Annotated in this window: 24 protein-coding genes and 1 riboswitch; of the genes, 11 read left to right on the plus strand and 13 right to left on the minus strand. The window is 62.4% G+C overall.

The window, feature by feature from the left end; all coding sequences use genetic code 11:
- The first annotated feature begins 265 nt into the window (after positions 1-265).
- Positions 266-1,699: a MocR-like pyridoxine biosynthesis transcription factor PdxR gene (pdxR, locus tag QQL64_RS00105; protein WP_284394873.1), complete on the plus strand. Its 1,434-nt coding sequence runs from the start codon at positions 266-268 to the stop codon at positions 1,697-1,699.
- 125 nt (positions 1,700-1,824) lie between these two features.
- The gene (gene ppa / locus QQL64_RS00110; protein WP_284394874.1) at positions 1,825-2,361 is read left to right on the plus strand and encodes an inorganic diphosphatase; all 537 of its coding nucleotides are present in this window, start codon (positions 1,825-1,827) and stop codon (positions 2,359-2,361) included.
- Between the two features lie 62 nt (positions 2,362-2,423).
- Here the strand turns inward: ppa and QQL64_RS00115 are convergent, their stop codons facing one another.
- Positions 2,424-3,338, minus strand: a complete 915-nt coding sequence (locus tag QQL64_RS00115; RefSeq protein ID WP_284394875.1) for a LysR family transcriptional regulator — start codon at positions 3,336-3,338, stop codon at positions 2,424-2,426.
- 127 nt (positions 3,339-3,465) lie between these two features.
- Here QQL64_RS00115 and QQL64_RS00120 point away from each other — a divergent pair, with 127 nt between their 5' ends.
- Together QQL64_RS00120 and QQL64_RS00125 are read left to right on the plus strand one after the other, a co-directional pair.
- Positions 3,466-4,653, plus strand: a complete 1,188-nt coding sequence (locus tag QQL64_RS00120) for an MFS transporter (protein WP_284395046.1) — start codon at positions 3,466-3,468, stop codon at positions 4,651-4,653.
- A 96-nt stretch (positions 4,654-4,749) separates the two neighbouring features.
- Positions 4,750-5,766, plus strand: coding sequence for a zinc-binding alcohol dehydrogenase family protein (locus QQL64_RS00125; RefSeq protein ID WP_284394876.1), 1,017 nt, complete (start codon positions 4,750-4,752; stop codon positions 5,764-5,766).
- 70 nt (positions 5,767-5,836) lie between these two features.
- Here the strand turns inward: QQL64_RS00125 and QQL64_RS00130 are convergent, their stop codons facing one another.
- Entirely contained in the window at positions 5,837-6,226 is a 390-nt protein-coding gene (locus QQL64_RS00130) for a DUF3224 domain-containing protein (protein ID WP_284394877.1), read from the minus strand.
- Positions 6,227-6,404: 178 nt separating this feature from the next.
- Between QQL64_RS00130 and QQL64_RS00135 the strand changes: the two genes are divergently transcribed.
- Complete coding sequence (locus tag QQL64_RS00135; protein WP_284394878.1) at positions 6,405-7,217, plus strand: helix-turn-helix domain-containing protein; 813 nt, start codon at positions 6,405-6,407, stop codon at positions 7,215-7,217.
- 62 nt (positions 7,218-7,279) lie between these two features.
- Here the strand turns inward: QQL64_RS00135 and thiC are convergent, their stop codons facing one another.
- Both thiC and QQL64_RS00145 read right to left on the minus strand, forming a co-directional pair.
- Complete coding sequence (gene thiC / locus QQL64_RS00140; RefSeq protein ID WP_284394879.1) at positions 7,280-9,157, minus strand: phosphomethylpyrimidine synthase ThiC; 1,878 nt, start codon at positions 9,155-9,157, stop codon at positions 7,280-7,282.
- Between the two features lie 92 nt (positions 9,158-9,249).
- Positions 9,250-9,344, minus strand: a riboswitch (TPP riboswitch).
- 25 nt (positions 9,345-9,369) lie between these two features.
- Positions 9,370-10,020, minus strand: coding sequence for a TetR/AcrR family transcriptional regulator (locus QQL64_RS00145; RefSeq protein ID WP_284394880.1), 651 nt, complete (start codon positions 10,018-10,020; stop codon positions 9,370-9,372).
- Positions 10,021-10,440: 420 nt separating this feature from the next.
- Here QQL64_RS00145 and QQL64_RS00150 point away from each other — a divergent pair, with 420 nt between their 5' ends.
- Together QQL64_RS00150 and QQL64_RS00155 are read left to right on the plus strand one after the other, a co-directional pair.
- The gene (locus QQL64_RS00150) at positions 10,441-11,100 is read left to right on the plus strand and encodes a protein-L-isoaspartate O-methyltransferase family protein (RefSeq protein WP_284394881.1); all 660 of its coding nucleotides are present in this window, start codon (positions 10,441-10,443) and stop codon (positions 11,098-11,100) included.
- 34 nt (positions 11,101-11,134) lie between these two features.
- Positions 11,135-12,472 carry a TolC family outer membrane protein gene (locus tag QQL64_RS00155; RefSeq protein ID WP_284394883.1) on the plus strand — a complete coding sequence of 446 codons (1,338 nt, stop codon included), beginning with the start codon at positions 11,135-11,137 and terminating at the stop codon, positions 12,470-12,472.
- 48 nt (positions 12,473-12,520) lie between these two features.
- On the opposite strand, the gene waaA is transcribed toward QQL64_RS00155, so the two are convergent.
- Entirely contained in the window at positions 12,521-13,786 is a 1,266-nt protein-coding gene (waaA, locus tag QQL64_RS00160) for a lipid IV(A) 3-deoxy-D-manno-octulosonic acid transferase (RefSeq protein ID WP_284394885.1), read from the minus strand.
- 110 nt (positions 13,787-13,896) lie between these two features.
- Between waaA and lpxL the strand changes: the two genes are divergently transcribed.
- The 3 genes from lpxL (at position 13,897) to QQL64_RS00175 (ending at position 16,841) form a co-directional block, all read left to right on the plus strand.
- Positions 13,897-14,832 (plus strand): LpxL/LpxP family Kdo(2)-lipid IV(A) lauroyl/palmitoleoyl acyltransferase, encoded by a 936-nt coding sequence (gene lpxL, locus QQL64_RS00165; protein ID WP_284394887.1) that lies wholly within the window; start codon positions 13,897-13,899, stop codon positions 14,830-14,832.
- Positions 14,833-15,006: 174 nt separating this feature from the next.
- Positions 15,007-15,768, plus strand: coding sequence for a polysaccharide deacetylase family protein (locus tag QQL64_RS00170; RefSeq protein WP_284394889.1), 762 nt, complete (start codon positions 15,007-15,009; stop codon positions 15,766-15,768).
- The gene (locus tag QQL64_RS00175; protein WP_284394891.1) at positions 15,765-16,841 is read left to right on the plus strand and encodes a glycosyltransferase; all 1,077 of its coding nucleotides are present in this window, start codon (positions 15,765-15,767) and stop codon (positions 16,839-16,841) included. Before QQL64_RS00170 ends, QQL64_RS00175 begins: the two co-directional genes overlap by 4 nt.
- On the opposite strand, the gene QQL64_RS00180 is transcribed toward QQL64_RS00175, so the two are convergent.
- From QQL64_RS00180 to QQL64_RS00205, 6 genes are all read right to left on the minus strand, one after another.
- Positions 16,838-17,602, minus strand: coding sequence for a glycosyltransferase family 2 protein (locus QQL64_RS00180; RefSeq protein WP_284394892.1), 765 nt, complete (start codon positions 17,600-17,602; stop codon positions 16,838-16,840). The genes QQL64_RS00175 and QQL64_RS00180 overlap by 4 nt on opposite strands.
- On the minus strand, positions 17,592-18,860 hold the full coding sequence (locus tag QQL64_RS00185) for an O-antigen ligase family protein (protein ID WP_284394893.1): 1,269 nt from the start codon (positions 18,858-18,860) through the stop codon (positions 17,592-17,594). Before QQL64_RS00185 ends, QQL64_RS00180 begins: the two co-directional genes overlap by 11 nt.
- A gap of 65 nt (positions 18,861-18,925) precedes the next feature.
- Positions 18,926-20,050, minus strand: coding sequence for a glycosyltransferase (locus QQL64_RS00190; protein WP_284394895.1), 1,125 nt, complete (start codon positions 20,048-20,050; stop codon positions 18,926-18,928).
- Positions 20,051-20,126: 76 nt separating this feature from the next.
- Positions 20,127-20,333 (minus strand): zinc-finger domain-containing protein, encoded by a 207-nt coding sequence (locus tag QQL64_RS00195; protein WP_284394896.1) that lies wholly within the window; start codon positions 20,331-20,333, stop codon positions 20,127-20,129.
- 263 nt (positions 20,334-20,596) lie between these two features.
- The gene (locus QQL64_RS00200) at positions 20,597-21,190 is read right to left on the minus strand and encodes a YceI family protein (protein ID WP_284394898.1); all 594 of its coding nucleotides are present in this window, start codon (positions 21,188-21,190) and stop codon (positions 20,597-20,599) included.
- 41 nt (positions 21,191-21,231) lie between these two features.
- Positions 21,232-21,825: a malonic semialdehyde reductase gene (locus QQL64_RS00205; RefSeq protein ID WP_284394899.1), complete on the minus strand. Its 594-nt coding sequence runs from the start codon at positions 21,823-21,825 to the stop codon at positions 21,232-21,234.
- Positions 21,826-21,945: 120 nt separating this feature from the next.
- On the opposite strand from QQL64_RS00205, the gene QQL64_RS00210 reads away from it, so the two are divergent.
- Entirely contained in the window at positions 21,946-22,917 is a 972-nt protein-coding gene (locus QQL64_RS00210; protein WP_284394901.1) for a mitochondrial fission ELM1 family protein, read from the plus strand.
- 5 nt (positions 22,918-22,922) lie between these two features.
- Here the strand turns inward: QQL64_RS00210 and glnE are convergent, their stop codons facing one another.
- Positions 22,923-25,775 (minus strand): bifunctional [glutamate--ammonia ligase]-adenylyl-L-tyrosine phosphorylase/[glutamate--ammonia-ligase] adenylyltransferase, encoded by a 2,853-nt coding sequence (glnE, locus tag QQL64_RS00215; protein WP_284394903.1) that lies wholly within the window; start codon positions 25,773-25,775, stop codon positions 22,923-22,925.
- A gap of 64 nt (positions 25,776-25,839) precedes the next feature.
- Entirely contained in the window at positions 25,840-26,988 is a 1,149-nt protein-coding gene (locus QQL64_RS00220; RefSeq protein WP_404600994.1) for a sulfate/molybdate ABC transporter ATP-binding protein, read from the minus strand.
- Positions 26,989-26,998: the final 10 nt, after the last annotated feature.

The following is a 26,998-nucleotide window of genomic DNA, read 5'->3' on the forward strand; positions in this document are numbered from 1 at the left end:
CGACATCGGCTGTTACTCACTCATCTGACTTACGAGAAACTGACACACCCCTTTGCCTCGTCCCAAGAAGATCCCGCGAAACGGCCGTGAGAGGAGCCGTTTCGCGGGTGCGGGAAGTGTGGGGGAGACATCGCGGCCGGGCTGCCTGCCCGGGGAGAGGCCGGCAGTCTTCTGGATCCAGCGACGGATTTCAGACTAGGTATGTAGGCACATTCCCTCCATAACCAATTTGCCAGTATTTTTTAGAGCCAATTGGAGGGGTCGCGTGTATCTAGAACTCGATGGCAAAGGACCGCTTTACGACCAACTAACCCGCGCCCTCAAGGCGGCGGTTCTGGATGGCCGCATCATCGCCGGCACTCAGCTGCCGCCAACGCGCGCATTGGCGCAGGAGCTGGAGCTTTCACGCACCACCGTGTTGGCCGCTTACGAGCAGCTGCGCGCAGAAGGCTATATCGACGGTCGCGTCGGCTCGGGCAGCTACGTCAGCGATCTACAAGCCAGGCCGGCGATGCATCACGACGACACGACGATTCCCGCACCTTCTCGTTATGCGCAGCGTGCCCGCGAAGTGCGCAACTGGGATATCCCGCGCATGCATCGCGGCCTGCGTTACAACCTGCAATATGGCATCCCATTGATCAACCCTGCGCTCAACAATGCATGGGGCCGCGAATTGGCTCGCGCAGCTGCTTATACCCAGCTGCGTATCAGCGACGTCGCCGGATTGGCTGCGCTGCGTAAACAGACGTGCGATTACTTGGCACGCCGTCGCGGTGTGCAAGCCGAGCCGGACGATGTCCTAATCGTCAGCGGCACCCAGCAGGCCATCGAATTGACGACCCGCGTGTTGTTGAACGAAGGCGACCGGGTGGTGCTGGAGGAACCGCACTATTTCAGCGCGCACCAGGCCCTGGTTGCACATGGCGCGAACCTGACGGCAGTGCGTACCGACGAACAAGGCCTGGTTTGCGGCGAACTCCCGGCGCAATCGCCTCGATTGATTTACGTGACACCCTCGCATCACTTCCCCACCGGCGCAGTGCTGTCGCTGCAACGACGACTCGAACTGTTGCGTTACGCCAGTGAACACGCGTGCTGGGTATTGGAAGACGATTACGACGGTGAGTTCCGTTATGACGCGCATCCACTGGCTGCACTGCGATCGCTAGACGAACGCGACCGCGTTATCTACGTCGGCACCTTTTCCAAGGTGATGTTCGGCGGTTTGCGTCTGGCCTATATGGTGATGCCGGCGGCACTGCGCGGGGATTTTCTCAACGCCAAATACTTCAGCGACATCGCCTGCCCTGCGATCGAGCAGGCGGCCCTGGCGCATTTCATGGAGGATGGCGGCTTCGAGCGTCATCTGCGCCTGGTGCGCAAGGAATTGAAGGTACGTCGCGAAGCGCTGATCGAAGGGTTAAAAGAGCACGCGCGCGATCGCGTGGAAATCAGCGATACGGCGGCCGGCATGCATTTGGTCGCCTGGCTGCGAGGCTATGATCTCGCTCGCTGCCAGGCTTTGATCGAGTACGCCCACGAACGCGGACTTGGCTTGCATCCCATGGCGCCGCTCTATATCCATGCGCCTAAACGGCAGGGTTTGCTACTCGGTTATTGCGGGCTGTCCGTGATGGAACTGCGCGAAGCCATGCAACTGTTCGGGCATTGTCTGGATCACTTCGAGCGCCACTGACCCTCCTCAAAACCGGCAACCCCGCTGCGGGCGGGGACGGGGAACATCGCCTTGGTGCACTGCGACAAGGTTTGCCGTATCCTGAGCGGCTTTCCCCGCTTTTGGCTAGACGTAAGGAGTACCCAATGGGACTGGATCTGGTGAGCGCCGGCCGCGACGTGCCGAACGAAATCAACGTCGTCATCGAGATTCCCAAGGATGCGGAACCTGTCAAATACGAGGTGGACAAGGCCAGCGGCGCGATCTTCGTCGACCGCATTCTCTCCACCCCTATGCGCTACCCCTGCAACTACGGCTACGTGCCGGGCACCCTGGGCGGCGACGGCGACCCGCTCGACGCACTGGTGATCCTGCCCCTGCCGCTGATTCCCGGCTCGGTGATCCGCTGCCATCCGGTCGGCATGCTGAAGATGACCGACGAGGCCGGCAGCGACGAGAAGCTGGTGGTGATTCCTTCGTCGAAGATCTTCCCCGGCTACGCGCACATCAGCGACATCAAGGGCGTATCGCCGCACTGGTTGGAGCGCATCGGCCACTTCTTCGAGCACTACAAGGATCTGGAGAAGGGCAAGTGGGTGAAGATCGAAGGCTGGGTCGGCGCCGATGAAGCCAAGGCCGAGATTCTGGCGGGCATCGAACGTCATAAGCAGCACAAAGACTGAATCGCGAGCTTGTGCTGACGGCGCGCCGCACCCATGCGGCGCGCCGTTTTCGTGTGCGCAACCTACAAGCGCCGCTCCCACGGTGGCGGATCGCCAAATTGCTCCGCCAGAAAATCCACAAACGCTCGCACGCGCAGCGGCACCAATCGTCGCTGCGGCATCACCGCATAGATGCCCGTGTCTGCCATCGAATACTCCGGCAATACCACCTTGAGGCGACCTGCGCGCAAGTCGTCGCACACATGCCACGTGGAATGATGCGCGATACCCAGCCCCGCCAGTGCGGCGTCCCGCAATAGCTCGCCAAGCGTCGACTCCAGACGCCCGCTGACTCGCACCGTATGCAGTTGGTCCTGCGCATCGTGCAACCGCCAAACATCCTGTCGACCAGCGCTGCCGACGAGTATCAGGCACTCGTGTTGGGCCAGCTCCTCCGGTGTGCGCGGCATGCCGAAGCGGCGCAGATAATCCGGTGATGCGCACAACACGCGCCGGTTGACCGCCAGCTTGCGTGCAACCAGTCCGGAGTCGTGCAACGCGCCGATGCGAATCGCCAGATCGAAGCCGGCACTGATCAGGTCTTGCAGTTCGTCGGTGAGATTCACGCTCAGCCGCACGCGCGGATAACGCGCCATGAAGGCCGGAAGCAACGGCGAAACGTATTGACGTCCAAACGATGCCGATGCGGTAAGGCGCAAGGTCCCGACGACATCCGTCGCGCCCTGGCGCAGACCGGAGGTCAATGCTTCCAGATCTTCCACCAGGGTGCGCCCCTGCTCCGCCAAGGCGATGCCTTCCGGCGTGGGATGCAGGCGGCGAGTGGTCCGGTGCAGCAACCGCACACCGAGGTCCTGCTCAAGCCGCTTCAGGCGCTGGCTTGCCACGGCGACGGAAAGGTCCAGGCCGCGCGCGGCGGCACTGATCGAACCCTGGTCGAGTACCCGCATAAACAGGATGAGATCGCCGACGCGGTCCATGATTTTCAATATTTCATTGAAATTGATTAGCCATATTGGTGGTTTTTGAAGAATATGCAAGCACCTACGCTGCAGCTTCACTTTCCGTAGGAGTCGCCGCGTGACGACCGCACCCCCCTCTCGATCCATGCCGGTGGCCTTGTACGCGCTAGCCGCCGGCGCGTTCGGCATCGGTACCACCGAGTTCGTGATCATGGGCCTGCTGATGCAGGTGGCCGCGGATCTGAAGGTGAGCATCGCCTCGGCCGGCCTGCTGATTTCCGGCTATGCGCTGGGTGTCTTTGTGGGTGCGCCGGTGCTGACCGTGGCGACCAGTCGCCTGCCACGCAAAACGGTGCTGATCGCGTTGATGGCGATCTTCACCATCGGCAATCTGTGTTGCGCGCTGGCGCCGAATTACACCGTGCTGCTGCTTGCACGCGTGATTACTGCGCTGGCGCACGGCACCTTCTTCGGCGTCGGCGCGGTCGTCGCGACCGGACTGGTCGCCGCCGATCGCCGGGCCTCGGCTATCTCGATCATGTTTACCGGCCTGACCATGGCGACTTTGCTCGGCGTACCGGCCGGTGCGTGGCTGGGGCTGCACTTCGGTTGGCGTTCGACGTTCTGGGCGGTGGCGGCGATCGGTGTGGTCGCGATGATCGTGATCGCCGCTCTCGTACCGGCCAGCCGCGATAACAGCACGGGCATTGCCGTGCGCGACGAGTTGCGCGCGATCGGCAACCCGGCCGTATTGCTTGGCCTGCTGATGACCGTACTTGGCTTTGCGGGCGTATTCACGGTGTTCACTTACGTCCAGCCGATCCTCACCGAGGTCACCGGCTTTTCCGAAAGTGCGGTGTCGCCCATCTTGCTGGTCTTCGGCGTCGGCATGATCGCGGGAAACCTTTTAGGGGGAAAGCTAGCCGATCGCAGCTTGATGCCTACCTTGTTGCTGACTTTAGTCGTATTGATCGCGGTACTGAGCGTGATGACTTTCGCGCTGCACAGCAAAGTGTCAGCGGTGATTTTTGTCGGACTGCTCGGCGTGGCCGCGTTTGCTACTGTGCCTCCGCTGCAGTTGTGGGTGCTTCACAAAGCCAATAATGCGCAGAGTTTGGCGTCGAGCCTCAACATCGGCGCGTTCAATCTCGGCAATGCCCTGGGAGCGTGGCTGGGTGGCGTGGTGGTTGCTCGCGGACCGGGCCTCGGCGCGCTGACTTGGATCGCTGCGCTGGTGACGCTGACCGGCCTGCTAGTGGCACTGTGGGGCCGGCAACGCGAGAACCGCGAGGAACGCCTGCCCATCGGCGTCTGCCCCGGCGACGCATCGTAGTCGCAGCATGCCGCGCAACGTCAAGTTCATTCCATGTACTGGAAACTCCCCCTGTCGTTTACGCGCCGTGATCCAAACACGTAAGGAGATCTCACGATGAAAGCCGTCGCCCTGACCCGTTACCTTCCCATCGACGATCCACAATCGCTGATCGATGTAGAGCTGCCCAAGCCAGAAATCGGTGCACACGATCTGCTGGTGCGCGTCGAGGCGGTTTCGGTCAATCCGGTCGACACGAAAGTGCGTTCGCCGAAACCGCAAGTGGAACCGCAACCGCGCGTGCTGGGCTACGACGCAGCCGGCACCGTCGAAGCCGTCGGCGTCGAAGTGACCGGATTCAAGCCTGGAGACGGGGTGTACTACGCCGGCGACATCACCCGTGCCGGCAGCAACGCGCAATATCAAGCAGTAGATGCGCGAGTAGTCGCGCATCGCCCTCGCCGCTTGGACGCGGCGGGCGCAGCGGCATTGCCGCTCACCGCCATTACCGCCTGGGAACTGCTATTCCAGCGCATGCCCTACAACTGCGAGCATGGCGGCGAAGGTAAGTCGCTGCTGGTGATTGCGGGTGCGGGCGGTGTGGGCTCGATCGCGATACAGCTCGCGCGTCGCGCCGGCTTCACCGTCATCGCCACGGCATCGCGACCGGAAACGCAGGCATGGTGTCGCGCGATGGGCGCGCAGCATGTGATCGATCATCGTGAACCGCTGACGCCGCAACTGTCGGCGCTGGGCTTCGCGCAAATCGATGCGGCCATCAACCTGGCTGCCACCGAACAGTACTGGGATGAGCTGGGTGAACTGCTTGCACCTCAAGGTCATGTTGGATTGATCGTGGAACCGAAGACGCCGCTGAATATCGGCGATCCCTACAAAGCCAAATGCATCGGCATCCATTGGGAGATGATGTTTGCGCGGGCGCGTTTCCAAACGGCCGATATGGCCGAGCAGGGACGCATTCTCGCGCGCGTGGCCGCTCTGATCGATGAAGGAGCACTGCGTGGCATTCAGCGCGAAGCGCTCAGTCCCATCAACGCGGCGAACGTGCGTGAAGCGCATCGCCGCCTCGAATCGGGCAGCACCATCGGCAAGCTGGTGGTATCTGGCTGGTAACGATAAATCCTCTCCCCGCTATGCATAGCGGGGAGAGGAAGACGCGCGGCGACTTAGCTATGCCGCTTTATCAAGACAGGCTGTAATCGAATGTGTAGGTGTGCCGGCCCTGCTCGATCTGGATCTGCATGGATCCGCTCAGGCCGGTCAGCTCGTCCGTGCCTGAATCCGGCACCACCGTGATCGACAGTTGCGGTGCACCGCGATTCATCGTGCCGGTATGTTGCAACACGAAGCTTCCGCGCTTGCCATGCAGCGCTCCCGTGACGCGCTCGATCGCGACATAGCCGGCCGAGCCTTGCTCGCCGCCCATGACCGATAGCATTTCGCCGAGGCTGGTCGCTTCCAGATCGCCGCAGAACTGTTTGTCGATAGTCTGCCGACCCAGGTTGGCCGGCTCGATGCCTGGCGCGGCGGGTTGCGGCGTGAGTTTTACTTCAAAGGGTCCGCTTGCGTGCATGATGGTTTTCTCCTTGAAAGGGGCGAACAGGCGTGACCGCGCGGACTATCCGTGAAACCATCGGGGTCGGCAAAATACCTGGCGCGGCGAGTTGCCTTGTCGCCATGACATTAATACAGCGCGCACCCATGCCGATTGGAAAAACGCGACAACGTATCAATACCCGGGCAAGTTCACGATGAACACCGACACGGATGCACCACGCGGGGTACTGCATCAACGCTTGGCAGAAGGCGAATTCCAGCATGTCCGCCGGCCACCCTCGCCTGCTCTTGCCGATCTGATCGAACACTATTGGTACGTGTCGTGGGATTTGCGTGACCTGCCCGCACAGCAACAGGAGACCTTGCCGCATCCGAATGTGCAGTTCGTGGTCGAACCAGGATCGACGGCGATCTATGGCGTGCACACCCGCCGCTTTATTCGCCCGCTCGAAGGAGCGGGGCAGGTTTTCGGCATCAAGTTCAAGGCGGGCGGCTTTTATCCGTTCTTGCGCACGTCGGTTTCCAGCTTGATGGATCGATCGCTGGACCCGGCGAAAATTTTCGGTGCCGACGCAGCGCGCTTCGACATGGAAGTGTCCGCTAGCGATAGCATCGACGCGATGTCCAGCGCCGCTGAACGGCTACTCCTGGCCCACCGGCCACCCGATGATGCCAACGTGGTACGCGTCAGCACACTCGTTGCAGGCATTGCCGCAGATCGCAGCCTGACCTCGGTCGAACAACTTGCCGTGCAGTCCGGACTCACCAAACGCAGCTTGCAACGACTGTTCAACCACTACGTCGGCATAAGCCCCAAATGGGTGATCAATCGCTACCGACTTCACGAAGCCATCGCCCAGCTGCAAGCTGGCGCACCGATAGTGTGGACGGAGCTGGCACTGCAGCTCGGCTACTTCGACCAGGCTCACTTCATTCGCGATTTTCGCAGACTGGTCGGGCGCTCACCGGCCGAATATGCGCGAAACGAAGGCCGATCCAGAAACTGAGCCGGCGATATCGACCTGCTTTTCTTCGTCGATATCTACCGGCTGCTGCTTAACCGCTGCGCTTAGGCTTTGCGATAAACCTCGGCACCCTGCGCACGAAACTCGGCAGCCTTCTCGGCCATGCCCTCGTCCAGCGCAGCGACTTCATCCACGCCGTGCTCGGCGGCGTAATCGCGCACATCTTGCGTGATCTTCATCGAGCAGAATTTCGGGCCGCACATGGAGCAGAAGTGTGCTGACTTGTGCGCATCCTTCGGCAGCGTCTCGTCGTGGAATTCCTTGGCCTTTTCCGGATCGAGGCCGAGATTGAACTGATCGTCCCAACGAAATTCGAAGCGCGCCTTGCTGAGTGCGTTATCACGCACCTGCGCACCGGGATGGCCTTTGGCGAGATCGGCGGCGTGCGCCGCGATCTTGTAGGCGATGATGCCGTCGCGCACGTCTTGCTTGTTCGGCAAGCCGAGATGTTCCTTCGGCGTCACGTAGCAAAGCATGGCCGTGCCGAACCAGCCGATCATCGCAGCACCGATGGCGCTGGTGATGTGGTCGTAGCCGGGCGCGATGTCCGTCGTGAGCGGCCCCAGCGTGTAGAACGGAGCCTCGCCGCACTTTTCCAGCTGGCGATCCATGTTTTCCTTGATCAGCTGCATCGGCACATGGCCGGGGCCTTCGATCATGGTTTGCACATCGTGCTTCCAGGCGATCTGGGTCAGTTCGCCGAGCGTATCGAGTTCCCCGAACTGCGCGGCATCGTTCGCATCCGCAATGCAACCTGGGCGCAGTCCGTCGCCGAGGCTGAAGGAGACGTCGTACGCCTTCATGATGTCGCAGATTTCCTCGAAGTGCGTGTAGAGGAAATTTTCCTTGTGATGCGCAAGACACCACTTGGCCATGATGGAACCGCCGCGCGAGACGATGCCGGTCACGCGTTTGGCCGTGAGCGGCACGAAGCGCAGCAGCACACCCGCGTGGATGGTGAAGTAGTCCACGCCCTGCTCGGCCTGTTCGATCAGCGTGTCGCGGAACAGCTCCCAAGTGAGATCCTCGGCGACGCCACCGACTTTCTCCAGCGCCTGGTAAATCGGCACGGTACCGATCGGCACCGGCGAGTTGCGGATGATCCACTCGCGCGTTTCGTGGATGTTCTTGCCGGTGGACAGATCCATCACGGTGTCGCCGCCCCAGCGAATCGACCACACCAGTTTTTCCACCTCTTCGGCAATACCGGACGACACGGCACTGTTGCCGATATTTGCGTTGATCTTGGTGAGGAAGTTGCGGCCGATGATCATCGGCTCGCTTTCCGGGTGATTGATGTTGGCGGGAATGATGGCGCGACCCCGCGCCACTTCGTCGCGCACGAATTCCGGCGTGATCAACCTCGGCAACGCGGCGCCGAACGACTCGCCGGGATGCTGGTTGCGCAGTGCACTGCTCTGCAGCGCTTCGATGCGCTGGTTTTCGCGGATGGCGATGTATTCCATTTCCGGCGTCACGATGCCCCGGCGCGCGTAGTGCATTTGCGTGACGTTGGCGCCGGCCTTGGCACGCAGCGGCGCGCGCAGATGGCTGAAGCGCACATCGTTGAGCTGGGCATCTGCGGCGCGCTGGCGGCCGAAGGCAGAGCTGAGGCCGGAAAGCTGTTCCACATCACCGCGTTCTGCGATCCACCCGGCGCGCAGCGCAGGCAGTCCGGCCGCGAGATCGGCGGTGTAAGCGGGATCGGTGTAGGGGCCGGAGGTGTCGTAAACGGTGACCGGCGGATTGGTCTCGCCGCCGAACAGGGTCGGTGTCTGCGCCTGCGTGACTTCGCGCATGGGCACCTTGAGGTCCGGGCGTCCGCCCTGCACGTGGATCTTGCGCGATCCCGGGATGGGTCGTGTCACGGCTTCGGAAAGGGCTTGCGCGGCGCGCACGAGATCGGAGGGCAAGGCATTCATCGGTATTCGTCCTTAATGGGATCCGCACACGCTTGCGCGGAGTTCGTGCGGAACATCCGCACAGGATCGAAGCGACGGCGCCAACGCACGGTGGTCTGTGCGGCGAAGCTCCCTACACCGGTGCTAACCGGATCAGGTTCGAAGGGTGTCTCTCAGCCGACTGCCGTCGGCACCCCCGCTTCCAAACAAGGTGCTATTTGAACACGAAACGACTAGCGCGGTGCGTAGGCCCGCAGGAACATCACCACCCCGGCGCGAGCGTTTTCCTCGATTTCCTTGGCGTAGGTCTGCACGCAATCGGCGCAGCCGAACATGCGGCGCATCATCATGTCGCCCTTGATCAGCGACATCAGCTGGATGCTTGCGCGCGACACGTCGGGGATATCCAGCTTGCCGGCATCGACCGCCTGCTGCAGCAAGCGCTCCATCAAACCGCGGGTGCGCATGGGGCCTTCTTCCCACATCAGCTTGCCGTAGCGGGGATTGCCCTGGCGGCAGTCGCTGAGGATGGCGCGGAACGTGCCCACATTTTCCGGATCGCAATCGAGATGAGCGTGGATCTGGGCGACGCGGTTCAAGATGTCGCTGATGTCGGCGTTGGGATCGAAGCTATAGGTTTCTTCCGGCAACAGGTCCTGAATTCGCGCGCGGATGACTTCGCGGAAGAGGTTGTCCTTATCGCCAAAGTGACTATAGACGGTCAGCTTGGAAACGCCTGCTTCGGCGGCGATCGCATCCATGCTGGTGCCGGCGAAGGCGTTGCGAATGAACAGGGCCTTGGCGGCCTCTAGGATCGCCGCGCGCTTTTCCATGTCCTTCGGGCGGCCTGGCCCGTGCGCCTTGGTGAGCGGGATCGAGTTCATGGTTGCACCTTCACAAATCGGGTAACTCAATTTATTATACGGGACGGTTTAATTATTTCCTGAATGATACCGAATAATCGCCCGATGTGCCCTATTTTCCCAGCATTGGCGATCATTGCTTCCTACCCCAGGCGCGCATCTTTGGACGCTGCCGGAGACCGGATCATACGTTGGAGACAAGCACCATGAATGCGCTGTCGCGACGGCAGGCCAGGGTTGGTTTTTCGGCCGGATGTCACCCGCGGAAAAGCACGTAAGTGTCCGCGGACACAACCCTTTTGCATGACTTACGTCAGGTCATCGCGATGACTTCCGGCACTTCGTGCAAGATGGCGCAGCCCGCACCCTACCATTGTCGAAACAGGGTCTAAACGCTTATCCTTTTTGACCTTTTTTCGATCCCCAAAGGCTTGTTTCCAGATGGCGATGAACTTCGATCAGGCGCGTCAAAACATGGTGGAGAACCAGGTGCGCCCCTGGGAGGTGCTGGATGGCCGCGTACTCAGCGTGCTCGGCAGCATTCGCCGCGAAGACTTCGTGGCACCCGCCCACCGCCAGTTGGCTTTCGCCGATCTGTGCCTGCCCATCGGCCACGGCGAAGTGATGATGAAGCCGATCATGGAAGGCCGCGTGCTGCAGGCATTGGAACTGAAGCCGGAAGACCATGTGCTGGAAATCGGCACGGGCTCGGGCTTCCTCACCGCCTGCCTGGCCAGCCTTGCAGGACACGTGACCAGCGTCGACCTCCATGCCGATTTCACTGCCGCCGCGGGCCAACGCCTGCAGGCCGCCCGTATCGACAATGTGCAGCTAGTCACCGGTGAAGCGGTGAACGGCTGGCAGCCGCAGGGCACGTTCGACGCCTTGGTTGTCACGGGCGCTGTCTACCGTATTCCTGACCCCTTCCTCGGCTGGCTCAAGCCGGGCGGTCGGTTGCTCGTCATTCGCGGCGAGTCGCCGGTGCAACAGGTCATACTGCTTACCCACGAAGGCAACGGCCGTTATCGCGAAGAAAGCCTGTTCGAAACAGACCTGCCCTATCTCGCTAACGCCGAACCACCCCGCCAATTCGTTTTCTGATTCCGCCACCGACCCCGACCCCAAGAGGCGAACCATGCGCTTGAAGCTTCTGACCCTTGCCCTGACCCTGGCCGCAGTCTCTCTGCCCAGCTATGGCGAGGATTTGCTGGATGCATACCGTCAGGCGCGTGCCAACGACCCGGTACTGGCCCAGGCCGATGCAACCCGTCTCGCCGTTCACGAAGGTATTCCGCAGGCGCGTGCCTTACTGCTGCCGCAGATCAACGGCTCGATGAGCCTGCAGCAGCAAAGCATCACCGGCGGAAATTCCAGTCAGTTCCAATCAACCAACGGGGCTCCCGGTCATCTGCGTACGCGCTCGGTTGGCGTAGAGCTCGACCAGACGATCCTCAATCTGGGCGACATCGCGAACCTGCAGGCCGCGCACTCGACCGCGGATGCGCAGGAACAGACCTACGAGGCGGCTGCGCAGGAACTTTTTGTCCGTGTTGCCACCGCTTACTTCACGGTGCTCAGCGATGAAGATCAGCTGACCTTCGCCAAAGCCAATGAAGAAGCCTTCCGGGTCACGTACGACCAGGCCGATCAGCAGTTCAAGGTAGGCATCGCCGCCATCACGAACGTCTATCAGGCGAAGTCTTTTTACGAGTCGGCCAAAGCGACGACCATCAGTGCTGAGAACACACTCGCCAACGACCGCCAAGCCTTGACCGTCATCACAGGGCAGCCCGTCGGCGAACTCAAGAAGTTGCAGCCCGAGCTTCCGTTGGATACGCCTCTGCCCGCTGACCCGCAGGCATGGGTCGACAGTTCGATGAAGAACAACCCGACCCTTCTCTCAGCGCAGCTATCGGTCGACGCAGCCAACCACGAAATCAATGTCGCACGTGCCGGCCATCTGCCGACGATCACCGCCAGCCTGAGCCGCGCCAAGAGCACCAGCTGGTTGGAGAATGGCAGCTACAACGTTGCCGGCAACGGCCGTTACGGCAACACGATCGGCATCACTCTGTCGGTGCCGATTTTTGCTGGCGGCGCGACGCAATCGAAGGTTCGCCAGACGACCTACCAGCGCGATGAAGCGCAGGATTCGCTGGAATCCACGCGTCGGCTGACCGTGCAGAACACCATGAACTACTACAACTCGGTGCTCGCCGGGATCAGCGAAGTGGAATCGGGCAAGGCCGCTGTCGAGGCGGCGCAGAAGTCGCTCGATGCGACCAAGGCCGGATTCAATGTGGGCACGCAGATCATCCTCAATGTGTTGACAGCCATTCAGACCCTGACCCAGTCCGAAAGCAGCTATTCGGTAGCGCGCCATCAGCTGGTGCTCAACCGGCTCCTGCTCAAGCAGTCGGCCGGTACGATCGACTACAAAGATCTGGAATACGCCAACTCACTGTTGCAGTGATCCAATGCGACATCGTTGTAAAAAAAGGCCGGGATATCCCGGCCTTTTTTATTCCTGCAACATGCGATCGATCAGTTTCATGACCCGCCCCACTGCACCGCGCTCGCTATCGAACACGACACGTGCCTGCTGGCCCATGTGTTTGCACCGCGCTTCGTCCTGCAACAATTCGAGCACCTCAGCGCCCAGTGCGTCGCTCTGCAGCACGCGCTTCGCTCCGCCGCCGCGGATCAGCGTCAGCGTGATTTCCTCGAAGTTGAAGGTGTGCGGCCCAACCAGCACCGGCCGGGACAACGCCGCCGGCTCGAGCACGTTGTGGCCGCCAATCGGCACCAGGCTGCCGCCCACGAAGGCCATGTCCGATGCCGCAAAGAACGGCATCAGCTCACCCATCGTGTCGATCAGGAAAACCTGGTGCGAACCGCCGGGAACTCGGTCCGTACTGCGTGTCGCCATCGAGAAACCGAGGCTGCGCACGGAATGCTCGACCAGCCGGAAACGCTCCGGATGACGCGGCGCGATCAGGAGCAAAGCATCGGGCAGGCGTTTGAGCACCTCCAGATGCGCTTCCAGCACCGCCAGCTCTTCGCCTTCATGCGTGCTGGCGGCAATCCACACGGGGCGCAAATGTCCCCATTGCTGGCGGAAGATCGCGCCGCCTTCCAGTGCACCGTCCGGCACCGGCATATCGAACTTGAGATTGCCGCTGACCGTGACCAGCGCGGGATCGGCGCCTAATAGTCGATAGCGCGCGGCATCGGTGCGCGACTGAGCGGCGATCTGCCGCACGCAGCGCAGGGCCGAACGTAACAAGGCACGCATCGGCGCGTAGCCACGCAGCGAGCGTCCGGACAGGCGCGCGTTGACGATCATGAGCGGAATGCCACGCCGATGGCAGCCGAAATACAGGTTCGGCCAGATCTCGGTTTCCACGATCAACGCCAGCCTCGGTCGTACTTGCTTCAGGAAGCGATGCACGGAGAAAGGCAAGTCGTACGGCAAATACACATGAAACACGCTGTCGCCGAACAGCTGGTGTACGCGCGCCGAACCGGTCGGCGTCACGGTCGTCACTACCAGCGGCGCATTGGGGTAGTCCTCGCGCAGGGCTTTGATCAGCGGCTCGGCCGCATTCACTTCGCCAACGGACACGGCATGGACCCAGATGCTGCCGCGCAGATCCGGCGCCTTGAAGATGCCGAAGCGCTCCGGCCAGCGCTGATGGTAGTTGCCATAGCGCATCCCGCGCGTCAGCAGCCGCATCACGATGATCGGCGTCGCGAGGTACATGAGGATCGTGTAGAGGTAGCGCAACGGACATTCCCGGCAGTGACGCGGCAGTATAAGAGCCTGCCCTCATATTCCGCGCAGCCTGCACCCGGGCACGGTCGGAAAGCAGGCTAAGGCCGCGTGGCGCCGCTACAATGCGCACGATGCCCGGTACGCCTTATCCCGCTTTCACCCGCTCCCTGCTTTCACCACGCTTTTGGCCGGCGTGGATAGGTGTGGGCGTGATGAAATTGATCGCCATGCTGCCGTGGAAAGTGCTCATGGCCATCGGGCGCGCACTGGGGGCGATCGTCGAACGTTTCCCCTCGCCACGGCGCGAGGTGGCCGCCACCAATATTGCACTGTGTTTCCCCGAACTCGATGCTGCATCGCAGGCCCGGCTGGTGGATGCGCACTTGCGCGACATCGGCGTGATGCTGATGGAGTTCGCGCTAGGCTGGATGGGCACCGATCGCGCGATCGCACGCATACCGGTGACCTTCGAAGGACTGGAGCATCTCGAAGCCGCGCATGCCGAAGGACGCGGCGTATTGCTGGTCGGCGGCCACTTCTCGCATCTGGAACTGTGCGCTCGGCTGGTCTCGCAGCGCATACGCATTGCGGGCATGTACCGGCGCATGGATAACCTCGTGTTCGAATGGGCGGTGCTGCGTGCACGCCTCGGCTATGCCCGCGCGATGTTCGACAAGGACGACATCCGCGGCACGGTGAAATACCTGCGCGGCGGCGGCACGCTCTGGTATGCGCCCGATCAGGACATGCGCAGCAAGGACAACGTTTTCGTGCCGTTTTTCGGGGTACCCGCTGCCACCATCACGGCCACGCATCATCTGGCCCGCATGTCACGCTCGGTCGTCATTCCCTTTTTTCATCGTCGCCTGCCCGACAATCAGGGTTACGCACTGCGCCTGGGCGCGCCGCTTGACGATATGCCCAGCGCGGACGCCGAAGCCGACACCGCCCGGGTCAACCACAGCATCGAGCAGATGGTGAAAGAGGCGCCGGAGCAATACCTGTGGGTGCACAAGCGCTTCAAGACGCGTCCCGAAGGGCTTCCGCCCATTTATTAGAGCCTGCAGGCTCTGCACGACAGGCCAGCGACAGGATGCCCCGGTAGATAAGCACGCTGGCTATTCCCCAGCATCTGTTTCCATGCCCAACCGCCGTCCGCCCTACCGGTCGATATGCCGCCCGGCTCTAACGTTTGCCGTAAGCTCCAGCGTGTGGCTAAGACGGAGCCCCGCATGACCGCAAGCGAAGGACAGCAGGCCCGCGCCTGCCCGATTTTCATGTATCACAACATCGCCCAGGCCCCGCGCGGCCTGCGCCGCTGGCGCAGCCTGTATGTGAGCCCGGGTGCCTTCGCGCGGCAAATGTGGCTGCTCAAGCGCATGGGCTACACCGGCCTGTCCATGTTCGATGCGATGCCCTATCTGCGTGGCGAGCGGCAAGGGCGCATCGCCGTGATCACGCTGGACGATGGCTACGTCGATAACCTCGAATCGGCGCTGCCGATCCTGCAACGCTACGGCTTCACCGCCACCTGCTACGTAGTCAGCGGCAGCATCGGGCGCTACAACAACTGGGATGCGGAAAAGCTGGGCATCCAGAAACCATTGATGAACCCCGCGCAGATGCGCGCCTGGCGCGACGGTGGCATGGACATCGGCGCGCACACGCGCAGCCATCCGCGCCTGACCCAATGCAGCGATGCACAGCTTCACGATGAGATCGCCGGCAGCAAGGCAGATCTGGAAGACCATCTCGGCACGCCAGTCACCCAATTCTGTTATCCCTACGGCGACATGGACGACCGCGTCGCCGAAGCCACGCGCACCGCTGGCTATGCGGCCGCCACCACCACGCAACGCGGCCGCGCCACCGTCGGCATGGACCTGTGGCGCCTGCCGCGCGTGCAAGTGGCGCGGCACCATGTACTGCCGCAGTTCGCCATGCGCGCCTTCACCCATTACGAAAACAAACGTTCCGAGAGCGGGTACGCATGAAATTTCTTTTTGTCGGCACCAATCCGGAAAACACCGGTGCCGCCACGCACTTCGTGGCTCTCGCACAGGCGATGGTCGAAGCCGGTCATCAGGTCAGCGCCGTCGTGTTTCCGGGTGGATTGATCGCCAACAGCCTCGCTGCATCGGGCGTGCGTCTTTATCCGGCCAAGTTTCGCAATGTGTTCGATCTGCGTGGTTACTTCGCGACGTTCAAAGCCGCGCGCGATCTTCGTCCGGATTGGCTGGTCGGCAACTTCGGCAAGGAATATTGGCCGCTGATCCTCGTCAGCCGTTTGCTGCACGTGCCGGTTGCCCTATTCCGCCATCGCACGCCGCCGATGGGCCGCGTATCGGGCTATCTCCTGCCACGACTGGCGCAGCGTTTTTTTGCCGTCTCCAATCACGCACGCCAGGCTTACCTCGATCGCGGTGTTCCGCCACCACTGGTACGCGTGCTGTACAACCCGGTGAACATGGCCTTGTGCCGACCCGATCCGCAGCAGCGCAGCGAGATCCTGCATAAGCTCGGCATGCCGCAGGATGCCATTGTGATCGGTTACTTCGGCCGCCTGCATGGCAGCAAGGGCATCTACACCTTGTTGGAAGCGGCTGATACGGCGATGGCGCAGGAGCCACGGCTGCATTGCATGTGGCTGGGCCACGGCCCAGATTCGCAAGCGCTTGGCGAACGCATCGAAGCCGGCTCCTTCGCACACCGCCATCACATGCTGGGCTGGATCGACGATGTACATCCCTATTACAGCGCTATCTCGATGCTAGCGTTTCCGTCGATCGCCACCGAAACCTTCGGCCGCGTTTCGGTGGAAGCACAGGCGGCGGGCGCGCCGGTACTAGGCAGCAATATCGGCGGCATCCCGGAAACGCTTTCGTCCAACGTGACCGGTCTGCTGTTGCCGCCGGGCAATGTCGCGGCGTGGCGTAATGCGATTCTGCGCATGTGCGATCCGGAGGTGCGCGAGCCGATGGGCGTTGCAGCGCGGGATTTTGTCGAGCGTCATTTCGGCACGCGCGTGATCGCGGACGAGTTTGTACGCATCCTTAGCGACGGTTAGCGACCGTCGCTCTTCGTTCTGCGCGCCTCATACAGCTTGGCGTACTTCAGGAACACATAGAACGCACCCAGCACGCTGGCGATAAAACCCGCCCAGCCGCTGAGAAAATAACGCTTGAGCAGATACTGCCGCAGGAAGAACAGCGGCGGATAGATCACCATGCGAAATCCGGTAAAGCGCTGGCCGCGACGCAACTTGTGCGCCACCATACCGCTGCTGTAACGGTTGATCTTTTCCACGCGCGTGGCGATGTCGCCGTCGCCTTTGTTGACAAAGTCGGCGTCCCACAGCGTCTTGACCGGGCCGCGCACTTCTACCGCGGCATGCACTTCCACATCGTTCATGCCGCCACGTTTGCGATTGAACAAGCGCAGATGACCGTTCCGATGGCTCCATCGATGTTGCACCGTCCAGAACATGCGTTCGCGGCGCGGTAAACGGAAGCCAGCGTGTTGGGGGTCGTCCAGTGCACGCTCGATGATGGCGCGCGTGCCGGGCGAGAGCATCTCATCCGCATCGAGGTTCAAGACCCAATCGTTGCGGGCGAGGTCGTAGGCGCGCTGTTTCTGCGGGCCATAATCGTCGAAAGGATGCACTTCCACGCGCGCACCGTGCATGCGTGCGATCGCCACCGTGCTGTCGGTCGAGCCGGAATCGAGTACGACGATCTCGTCAACCCAGTCCACTTCGCGCAGGCAGGCGTCAAGCGTGTCGGCGTTGTTGTAGGTAATCACTACGACCGAAAGCGGTTCACGCGCCATCGTCGGGCTCCTTCGTGGATGCGTAAAGCGCCGCGCTCCACAAGCCCAGCAGCCACGCGAACAGTAGACCCCACCATGCCGAATAGAAAGCCAGGTGGGTGTTGAGCGGAAACAGCATCACTGCGAGCGAAACGGTCACTGGAAAGGCGCTGGTACGCCCCACGGCACCCACGCGGCGCCACGCACGCCAGGCCATCGCAACACCGGCCAGCCATAACATCAAGCCGATGAAACCCGTCTCGGTGAGAATCTCCAACACAATCTGATGCGCGTGACAGGCACCGACGCCCTCGCCGCAATTCTCCGCCACCACGAAATGGTCGTTCGACGGCGCGTACTGCGAATAGGCATAGCGGAAATCGCGTACACCCACGCCAGTGAGCGGGTGTGCTGCGATCATCGCCACGCTGTTGCGCCAGATGTCGAGTCGCCCGGTCATCGCTTGATTGAGATCTTGTTCGTTGCCGCTCAAGGCTGTGAGCGTGCGCTGCATGCGCGCATCGAAGCGCGTCGAGGTCTTCCATGCAATGCCGCCGCCCGCGAGCAGCAGCACCGCCCCTATCGTGCAGGCTGCGATAAATCGCCATGGCGAGCCCGTTTCGCGCCAGGCAAACAGCAGCGCGACCAATCCATAGCAAATCCACGCAGCGCGCGAACCACTCAACATCACCGGGCCCAGCACCAGCACGGATGCGACGATCAGCCCACGCAGTCCCCATCGTTGTCGAGCGACCCACAATGCCAACGGTGAAAGCACGGCAAGGGTGGGCCCCAGCTTCGGATCGTCTGCACCGAACAAACCGGAGATGCGTTCCGGTTCGGCATGGCCGCGCAGGCTCCAGCCGGTAAGCATCTGCATCCACGCATCGAACACCCAGATCGCGATCACCACCGCGGCGGCGGCATAGAACCTCTGCAAGCGCTGCTCGCCACGCATGGCGTAGCAGGCATAGAGACCCAATGGGATATAGCGCAACAACGCCAGCACGGTCGTCCAGCTCTTACGAGGCGCCATTGCGGTCGGTGCCGAAAGCAGTGCTGCGCCGATATAGCAGGCCAAAAGTATCAGCAGTAGGCGCGCACCCGAGCCTTGCAGGAATGCCTTGCTATCGCGGCGCAACGCGAACGCCGCGCCGATGAAGCACAGAAGCGTACCCAGCTCGGCGCTACGCCCGAACGGCAGCAGCGCGACCACCAGCCAGAACGGCAGCGGCGGCGAGCGCAGCAGATTCTTCAGGACTGGGGTGGAAGCGTTCATGCCGGATCCGGAACGACGATCCTCGCATTGTAGGCGAGCTGTCGCTGCCTACCTCGTCCCGCTCCCTAGACGGCCACTTCCTCGTAAAGGGCCAGCGCAGCGCGCTGCATGTCGACGAGGCGATAGCGTTGCAACGGCGAAATCGGCGGCGCCACACGCAGCAGTTCGGCAGCGCGTTCGATCAGACGCTCCTGGTCGCCCGGAGGCACCCTTCCCGCCGGATAGAGTTCGGCAAGCAGCTCGCCGACACCGCCGTGCGCATAACCAAGCACGGGACGGCAGAGCGCGAGCGCTTCCACCACCGTGCGGCCAAAGGCTTCGGGCTTGTTCGACAGCTGCAGGATCAGCGACGACATGGCGTAGATGTCGCGCACGTCCTCGCGCGGCGGCGTCATCACCACTTGCGAGGCGAGATCGCGGGTGTTGATCAGATCCTGCAACTCGCGCGCATAGGCCTCGCGACCGGGTTCGATCACACCCAGCAGCAGCAGGCGCGTTTCGATGCCGCGCTTCTTGAGTTCGGCCACCAGTTCGATCGCATCGCGATGCCCCTTCAGGCGGGTACCGCGCCCGGGCAAGGTGAGCAGCGGCGCACCGGCCAGACTGGGGAATTCAGCGAAAAAGGCCCTCTGCCACGCCTCATCGGGCCGATGGCCATAAGGGAAGGCGTCCGGGTCGATTCCGCGCGGAATGATCCGGATGCGTGCCGTATCCAAGTCGCGGTAGTGGCTGATCAGATAATCGCGCACGGTCTGCGACACGACCACGACACGCTCGCCACGCAGCATGATGGCGCTGTAGTGCCCAGGCGAATTGAGCCCGTGCACGGTGGTGATGAAATGGGGTTTGGGCGACATGCCTTTCAGCGCCCACCAGCCCATCCAGGCGGGCAGCCGCGAGCGGACATGGACGACGTCCGGCTTCAGCTCGCGCAGGATGCGTCGCAACCGACCCAGGCGAGCCAGGGTACCCAGCGACTTGCGGCCGATGTCCAGCGTGATGTGTTCGCTGCCTTCGGCCTGCAGCTGCGCAGTCATGCGGCCGCCGGCCGAAATCACCACCGAGCGATGGCCGGCCTGCACCAATGCCTGCCCCATCTCCAGCACCGAACGCTCCGCGCCGCCCGACCGCAGCGCAGGGATCAGCTGCACAACAGTCAGCACCCTGGCCGGCGTGGCGGCGACAGACATGGTTCCCTCACTCGCGACTCTCATCCAAAAAAATAAGCACCAATCGTGCCGTTCAAGGCTTCACGATGGCTGGCGTTCAGTCGCGCAGCACGTAATGCGCGCCGCAGTAAGGACAAATGGACTCGCCGCCGTCTTCGACGACCGGCAGATAGACCTTCGGATGAGAGTTCCACACTGCCATGCCGGGCATCGGACAGGACAAGGGGAGGTCCGAACGCGTCACTTCGTAACGATTTTCGGCATTCGCCAGGATCGGCGCGGCCGCGGCAGGGGAACCCGACATGGGGTGTTGCTCCGGGTGGGACGTGGGACTGCGGATGTTAGCAGGCCCGCATGAGCTTGGCTCTTTTGCCCCTGCTCCTTCTCCCCTCCGGGGTACGCGGGGAGAGCACATGGATGTGCTCGGCTTTGAGGAGCGAGGAGAAGGCTGGGATGAGGGGCCAATCTTGCGATTGACCCCATTGGGGCACGCTTCAAATCAACATTTTCGCGAGATTCGCCCCTCACCCCGACCCTCTCCCCGGAGGGGAGAGGGAGAGGTAGTGCTTACTGCGCCGCGCCAGCCTTCGGCACAGCGCCTTCGGTGGTGATATCCAGCTTGATATCGTCACTCACCTTCGGCGTATATGCACCGAGGCCGAAGTCCGAACGCTTGAGCGTACCGGTCGCATTGAAGCCGATCGCCTGCTGGCCGGTCATCGGATGCTTGCCGACGTTGTTGAGCGTGGCGTCCAGCACTACCGGCTTGGTGACGCCGTGCACGGTCAGGTCGCCGGTGATCTTGTACTGATTGCCGCCCAGCGATTGCACGCCCGTGCTCTTGAAGGTCACGGTCGGATATTTGTCGGCATCGAAGAAATCAGCCTCTTTCAGATGCTTGTCGAGCGCCGGCACGTGCGTGTCGAGATTGCTCAGCGGCATGGTCACATCCACCGAGGACTTGGACGGATTCTGCTCATCGAACACCAGCGTACCGTCGGAGATACCGAGGTTAGCGGTGGGGTTGGAGAAGCCGAAGTGGCTCCAGCTGAACAGCACCATGGTGTGTCCGGGATCGAGCTTGTAGGTCACCGGGGCGGCCTGGGCCGACATCGCGGCGCCAAGCAAACCGGCCAACATCACGTAACGAAGGGTACGCATCGAAAATCTCCTGCCTCAATAAGTTGTTGTAGCGGGGTTTCTTACTCTACGCGGCACGTTTCGCCGAACGACAAACGCGGGCTACGTGGGAACAAATCGCGGCTGGCATCGCCGTAGCCGATATTGATCAGGAAGTTCGACTTGACCGGGGTGCCGGCAAAGAACGCACCGTCCACTCCGGCATTGTCGAAGCCCGACATCGGCCCGCAATCCAGCCCCAACGCACGCGCCGCCATGATCACGTAGGCGCCTTGCAGGGTCGCGTTGCGGAAGGCGGTGCGGTCGATCAATTCCTGGTTGCCGACGAACCAGCTGCGGGCATCGGCGTGTGGGAACAGCTGCGGCAGCTTCTCGTAAAACTCATAGTCGTTGGCCACGATCGCCGTCACCGGTGCCGCAAGCGTCTTGGCGCGATTGCCCTCGGAGAGGAACGGCTTGAGCTTTTCCTTGCCAGCCTGGGACTTCACGAACACCAACCGCATCGGTGAGCAATTGGCGCTGGTCGGGCCGAACTTGGCCAGTTCGTAGAGCGCGTGCAATTGCTCGTCGCTCACATCCTTGGGGAGAAAGGCGTTATAGGTACGGGCACTACGGAACAGTTGGTCCAGTGCCGCCTCGGCAAGCTTCTCGCTCATCGGTATCCTCTGCATGACGACGCGCCGTCGGTGGCGCAAGCTACCAGAGTGTAAGGGCAAGCCGGATTCTTCAGGAGTGAACAAGGCGAAACGTACTGTGCAGAATCCGACGACAATCCCATGAGTCACGTCACATTGCCGGGCGAATGCTGGGCGATCACCGACGATGCCGCCGGCAACCAGCGCCAGGCGCTGGCCCTGGCCGAGCGACTGGGGATGCCGGTTCGCCATTTGGTGCTGTCGCCGCGCGCGCCGTGGTCGTGGCTGTCGCCGCGGGTCGTCCTCGGCGGCCGCCTCGCCCTGCCGGGTTCGCAACGTGCGGCGTTCGCGCCGCCGTGGCCTGCCGTCGCCGTCGGATGCGGCCGGAGTGCGGCGCTTTTCACCCGGATGCTCCACGACTATGCGAAAGGTCGCTGCTACACGGTGCAGATTCTTGATCCGCGCATCGATCCGGCACACTGGGATACGGTCATTGCGCCTCGCCACGATAGGCTCGCCGGCGCTAACGTGCTGCAGCCGCTAGGCTCACTGAACCCCATCGACGACGCCTGGCTGGAAGATGCTCGCGAAGCGTCCCCTACGCTGGGTCACCTGCCGAGTCCGCGCGTGGGCGTGCTGCTGGGTGGTCCGCGCACCGGCATTCGCATTGACCCGAACTATGCGCAGCAGCTGATCGACCTGTTGCTGGCCCGCCAGCGTACCGAGGGCGGAAGCTTGCTGGTGCTGGCGTCGCGTCGCACGCCGGCTGCTGTCATGGACATCATGCGTCCCCGCTTGCGCGGCATCCCCGGCCTGATCTGGGCCGGCCCGGACGACGGCGGCAATCCTTATCCTGGTGTGCTTGGCTGGGCGGATCGTCTGGTGGTCACGCCCGATTCGGTCAACATGCTCAGCGAAGCCTGCGCGGTGGGTTGCGCCGTGCAGACCTGGGCGCCTGCGCCCTTGCCATCCAAAATCGCGCACTTCCATCAAAATCTTCGCGACGCCAACTTGCTGCACGATCTGGACGACGCGTCGATATTGCGCCAGCCGCCGTTACGTGAAACCGAAGCCATTGCTGAGACTTTGCGCCGACGCATCGCAGCCGTGTAGCTCACTCAGAATTCGAAACCCAACGCATGCGTTACGACGCTTACATCGTTGCATAGGGTTTCGAGCTCCGCATCGCGCGGCGCGATGCGCGAACGTAAATCGAGCGTGCATAACAGCGCGCGACGCAACAGCTCCGCATGAGCGCGGGTGAAGCAATTCGCCTGCGCCGTATCCAGCAAGCCGGCGTCGCGGCAAGCTTCGATCAGTCCCGCGTTCGCTGTCACGCCCAACAGCGCCGGCCAGCTTGCAGCATGGGCCAGCACCAACCCCTGCAAGGCGAACTCGATATCGAGCAAGGCGCCATGCCCTTGCTTGAGATCGATCTGTGCAACATCCGAACGATCGCGCTCGGCACGCCAGCGCTGACGCATGCTGCTGACTTCCCTGAGCACGGCACTGCGCTCACGCGATACGCCGAGCGTACGACGCCGTACCTCGACCAACTCGGCATTCAATGCCGCATCGCCGGCCACCGGCCTGGCGCGCAGCAACGCCTGATGCTCCCAGGTCCAGGCACGGCTTTCCTGATACGCCACGAACGCTTCCAGACTGCCGACCAGCAAACCTTTGGAACCATCCGGCCGCAGTCGCGTATCCACTTCATAGAGACGACCCGCGCGCGTCAGCACGGTCAGCCAGTTCATCACACGCTGCGTCAATCGCTGATACCAGCGCGAACCATCCAGCGGACGCGGTCCGTCGCTCATCGCCTGCGCGCGCTGGCCATCGAAAACGAAGACCAGATCCAGGTCGGACGCAAAACCCAATTCCTCGCCGCCGAGACTGCCGTAGCCGAGTATCGAAAAACCCGAGCCCGCACCGGGCAGCTTTCCATGCTGGGCAATCACTTCACGTTCGGCCAGCGCGGCGACGGCATTCACCACCGACTCGGCCAGCGCGGAGAGCCGGCGCGCCGTCGCGACCGCATCGGCACGACCATCGTTGAAAGCGAGCCCTAGCCGGAACGCAATGCTCGCCTTGAATTCGTTGATGCGTTCCAGTTCCGCTTCCGCTTCGCGCTCATCCAGCGTGGTGAGCACGTGCGCAATCTCCGCACTGATATCGGCGCGCTTGAGCGGCAGATGATCGATGCGCGGATCGAGCACATCATCGAGCAAGAGGGGCTGCGCGATCACCCGCTCGGCGAGAAAGGCGCTGTCCGCAAACAGCTGCGCCAGACGCCGTCGTGCGGCGGGCTGCTCTTCAAGCAAGGCCAGATAGGAAGGACGCCGCGCCACCGTCTGCACCAATCGGCACAAGCGCAGCAGGCAGGGCACCGGCGCTGCGGTATCGCGCGCAGCGGCGAGCAACTGCGGCATCAGATGATCGAGCTGTTCGCGCGCGCGCGCCGACATCGCACGCAGCTGCGCGGCCTGCGGCAGTTTGAGCAACGCTTCGGCCGCCTCCGCGCCAGGCGCGAAGCCGGATGCTTCAAGAACGCCTGCATTCAGCGATTCGTCGCAGGCGCGCCGCCACAGGATCGCATCGGCGGCCGGCACGCTGGCTTTCGGTCCGCCTTCGGGCATCAACACGGCGGCAAACTCGGTCGCGACTATCTCGCGGTGTTTCGCCAACTCGTCGGCCAGCGGCTCCCACGCGGGATAGTCCAGGCCGAGCGCAAGACGTGTGCGGGTCAGCGCGTCCTCTGGCAAGTCGTGTGTTTGCGCATCGCGCAGCATCTGCACGCGATTTTCCAGACGGCGCAGGAACACATACGCTTCGCGCAAAGCACGCGCACGGGTGGCCGGGATATGTCCACGCGCTTCGCATGCGGTAAGTGCAGGCAACAGGCCACGTACACGCAGACTTGGCTCGCGCCCGCCGCGTATCAGTTGCACCAGCTGCACGATGAACTCGATTTCGCGGATGCCGCCTGGTCCCAGTTTGAGATTGTCGGCCAGGTCCTTGCGCGCCACTTCGGCATCGATCAACGCTTTCATCTCGCGCAATCCGGCAAAAGCGGTGTAATCGAGATATTTGCGATATACGAACGGCCGCAACATCTCCTGCAATTGCTTGCCCGCACTGCGATCGCCCGCCACGGTGCGTGCCTTGATCCAGGCGTAGCGCTCCCAGTCGCGCCCTTCGCGCTGGTAATACTGCTCCATCGCACTGAACGGCAGCGCGAGCCGGCCGGCATTGCCGAACGGACGCAGGCGCAAGTCCACGCGCGCGCAAATGCCCTCCGTGGTGGGCTCATTGAGCAGACGCACCAGCTGGCGCGCCAAGCGCACGAAATACTCGCTGTTATCCAGCGTACGAGCGCCGTCGCTTTCACCGCCATGCGGGTATGCCAACACCAGGTCGATGTCAGAAGAGAAATTCAGCTCGCTACCGCCGAGCTTGCCGAAACCGATCACCAGCATTCGCTGCAGCTCGCCATCGCTGCTACGTGCATGACCGTAGCGACCGGCAAGCATGCGTTCCGACCACTCCATCGCACTGCCGAGCAAGGCTTCGTACAGCACACTGGTCGCGGAGAGAATCTCCGGCAAATCGTCCAGACCGTTGACGTCGCGGAACACCAGACGCAAGGCTTCCGCGTGTCGGAAACGACGCAGCGACGTCATGCAGGCCGCTTCGTCCGTATCGAGCTTCAGCGCATCGATGCGCGCTGCCGCGTCGCTGCCCGAGCGCAGACGCTCCAAGCCCTGCGGCGACAGCAGTTGCGGTTGGCTACGCCACGTCTCGAACGCGAAGTCACTGGCCAACAAGGTGCGGCGAATGCGTTCCGCCACGCCTGCATCGTCGTGCAGGGGTACGCCGGCCGCGCGGCAGCGGGCAACCAGCTGCGCGTAACGATCGTCGATCAGGGCGCGCAACGAGGCCGATTCGATGGAAGCTGATGTAACGGTCATGCGCCCATTATGACCGCATTGTTCGAATACGCGCCGACGGTGATTTATTTCCGACGGAAGCGGATCATTCGGCGCTCAGGCGTCGCCACGGTCCCACGGCCACCGGCGACGCTGCATGTGGCGGATGACATTCACTACGCGCATGCACACGACCTTCCCTGTCGGTGCCGAAGATGGTCAGCGCCTGGAAATGGATATCGATGCTATCGCCGACCGCTGCACCATGACGTCCCCAATCGCGTTCGCTCCACTCGGCCTCGAGCGGTTCTTCCACGCCATCCACCTGCAGACCGGCGCGCACGCTGCCGGCGACATGTCGAAGGCTTAGCAGACGTGCGCAGAGACCTTCGCCCTGCCGCAACGCCGGAACGATGTCTTCCGGCCGCACGTGCACCGCCACCGCATGCACGTTGTCCATCGCGAATCCGTCAAGCCGCCATACCTGACCAAGTACGCGCAAAGTCGCGCCCTCCACGTTTCCTGGCAGTGGCTGACCGCGCGCGATAAAGCGCGAAGCGAAGGGCGTGGCGGGATGACGATAGATCTGTTCGGGCGTGCCGATCTGCTCGATGCGGCCGCGATTCATCACGACCACGCGATCGGCCATCTCCAGCGCTTCGTCCTGATCGTGCGTCACGAACAAGGTCGTGATGCCGAGTGAACGGTGGAATTCGCGCAGCCAACGACGCAAGTTGACACGCACCTGGGCATCGAGCGCACCGAACGGTTCGTCCAGCAACAGCAGACGCGGCTGAATGGCCAGCGCGCGCGCGAGGGCCACGCGCTGGCGTTGTCCGCCGGAGAGTTGTGCGGGATAGCGCGCGGCGAAGCTTTCTAGCTCAACCCGCCGCAGCAATTCGTCCACGCTGGCTTTGATGGCCGACGCACGCGGCCGCAAGCGCCACGGGCGGACTTGCAACCCGAATGCCACGTTCTGCGCCACGGTCATATGCGGAAACAATGCGTAGTGCTGAAACACCAAGCCCACGCCGCGACGTCGCGCATCCAGCGTCAGCAAATCTTCGCCATCGCGATGCACGCTGCCCGCGTCGGGTTGGTCCAGCCCCGCGAGAATGCGAAGCAAACTGGTTTTGCCCGAACCCGACGGGCCGAGCACCGCGACGAATTCACCGTCGGCGATGCTCAGACTCACGTCATCCAACGCGGCGAACTGGCCGAATTGGCGACGCAGGCGGGAGATCTCGATACCCATGATGCCGTGT

It is taken from the genome of Dyella lipolytica, assembly GCF_030160075.1.
Taxonomy (GTDB): Bacteria; Pseudomonadota; Gammaproteobacteria; order Xanthomonadales; family Rhodanobacteraceae; genus Dyella_B; species Dyella_B lipolytica.

Coding starts and splice junctions, on each gene's coding strand:
- thiC (WP_284394879.1), bottom strand. CDS start 9,157: ATGAATGCCTTGCCCTCCGATCTCGTGCGCGCCGCGCAAGCCCTTTCC.
- QQL64_RS00210 (WP_284394901.1), top strand. CDS start 21,946: ATGAGTCACGTCACATTGCCGGGCGAATGCTGGGCGATCACCGACGAT.
- QQL64_RS00125 (WP_284394876.1), top strand. CDS start 4,750: ATGAAAGCCGTCGCCCTGACCCGTTACCTTCCCATCGACGATCCACAA.
- QQL64_RS00135 (WP_284394878.1), top strand. CDS start 6,405: ATGAACACCGACACGGATGCACCACGCGGGGTACTGCATCAACGCTTG.
- lpxL (WP_284394887.1), top strand. CDS start 13,897: ATGCGCACGATGCCCGGTACGCCTTATCCCGCTTTCACCCGCTCCCTG.
- QQL64_RS00150 (WP_284394881.1), top strand. CDS start 10,441: ATGGCGATGAACTTCGATCAGGCGCGTCAAAACATGGTGGAGAACCAG.
- glnE (WP_284394903.1), bottom strand. CDS start 25,775: ATGACCGTTACATCAGCTTCCATCGAATCGGCCTCGTTGCGCGCCCTG.
- QQL64_RS00170 (WP_284394889.1), top strand. CDS start 15,007: ATGACCGCAAGCGAAGGACAGCAGGCCCGCGCCTGCCCGATTTTCATG.
- QQL64_RS00175 (WP_284394891.1), top strand. CDS start 15,765: ATGAAATTTCTTTTTGTCGGCACCAATCCGGAAAACACCGGTGCCGCC.
- QQL64_RS00195 (WP_284394896.1), bottom strand. CDS start 20,333: ATGTCGGGTTCCCCTGCCGCGGCCGCGCCGATCCTGGCGAATGCCGAA.
- QQL64_RS00130 (WP_284394877.1), bottom strand. CDS start 6,226: ATGCACGCAAGCGGACCCTTTGAAGTAAAACTCACGCCGCAACCCGCC.
- QQL64_RS00155 (WP_284394883.1), top strand. CDS start 11,135: ATGCGCTTGAAGCTTCTGACCCTTGCCCTGACCCTGGCCGCAGTCTCT.
- ppa (WP_284394874.1), top strand. CDS start 1,825: ATGGGACTGGATCTGGTGAGCGCCGGCCGCGACGTGCCGAACGAAATC.
- QQL64_RS00145 (WP_284394880.1), bottom strand. CDS start 10,020: ATGAACTCGATCCCGCTCACCAAGGCGCACGGGCCAGGCCGCCCGAAG.
- QQL64_RS00190 (WP_284394895.1), bottom strand. CDS start 20,050: ATGTCTGTCGCCGCCACGCCGGCCAGGGTGCTGACTGTTGTGCAGCTG.
- QQL64_RS00185 (WP_284394893.1), bottom strand. CDS start 18,860: ATGAACGCTTCCACCCCAGTCCTGAAGAATCTGCTGCGCTCGCCGCCG.
- QQL64_RS00120 (WP_284395046.1), top strand. CDS start 3,466: ATGCCGGTGGCCTTGTACGCGCTAGCCGCCGGCGCGTTCGGCATCGGT.
- QQL64_RS00220 (WP_404600994.1), bottom strand. CDS start 26,988: ATGGGTATCGAGATCTCCCGCCTGCGTCGCCAATTCGGCCAGTTCGCC.
- QQL64_RS00180 (WP_284394892.1), bottom strand. CDS start 17,602: ATGGCGCGTGAACCGCTTTCGGTCGTAGTGATTACCTACAACAACGCC.
- QQL64_RS00205 (WP_284394899.1), bottom strand. CDS start 21,825: ATGAGCGAGAAGCTTGCCGAGGCGGCACTGGACCAACTGTTCCGTAGT.
- QQL64_RS00200 (WP_284394898.1), bottom strand. CDS start 21,190: ATGCGTACCCTTCGTTACGTGATGTTGGCCGGTTTGCTTGGCGCCGCG.
- QQL64_RS00115 (WP_284394875.1), bottom strand. CDS start 3,338: ATGGACCGCGTCGGCGATCTCATCCTGTTTATGCGGGTACTCGACCAG.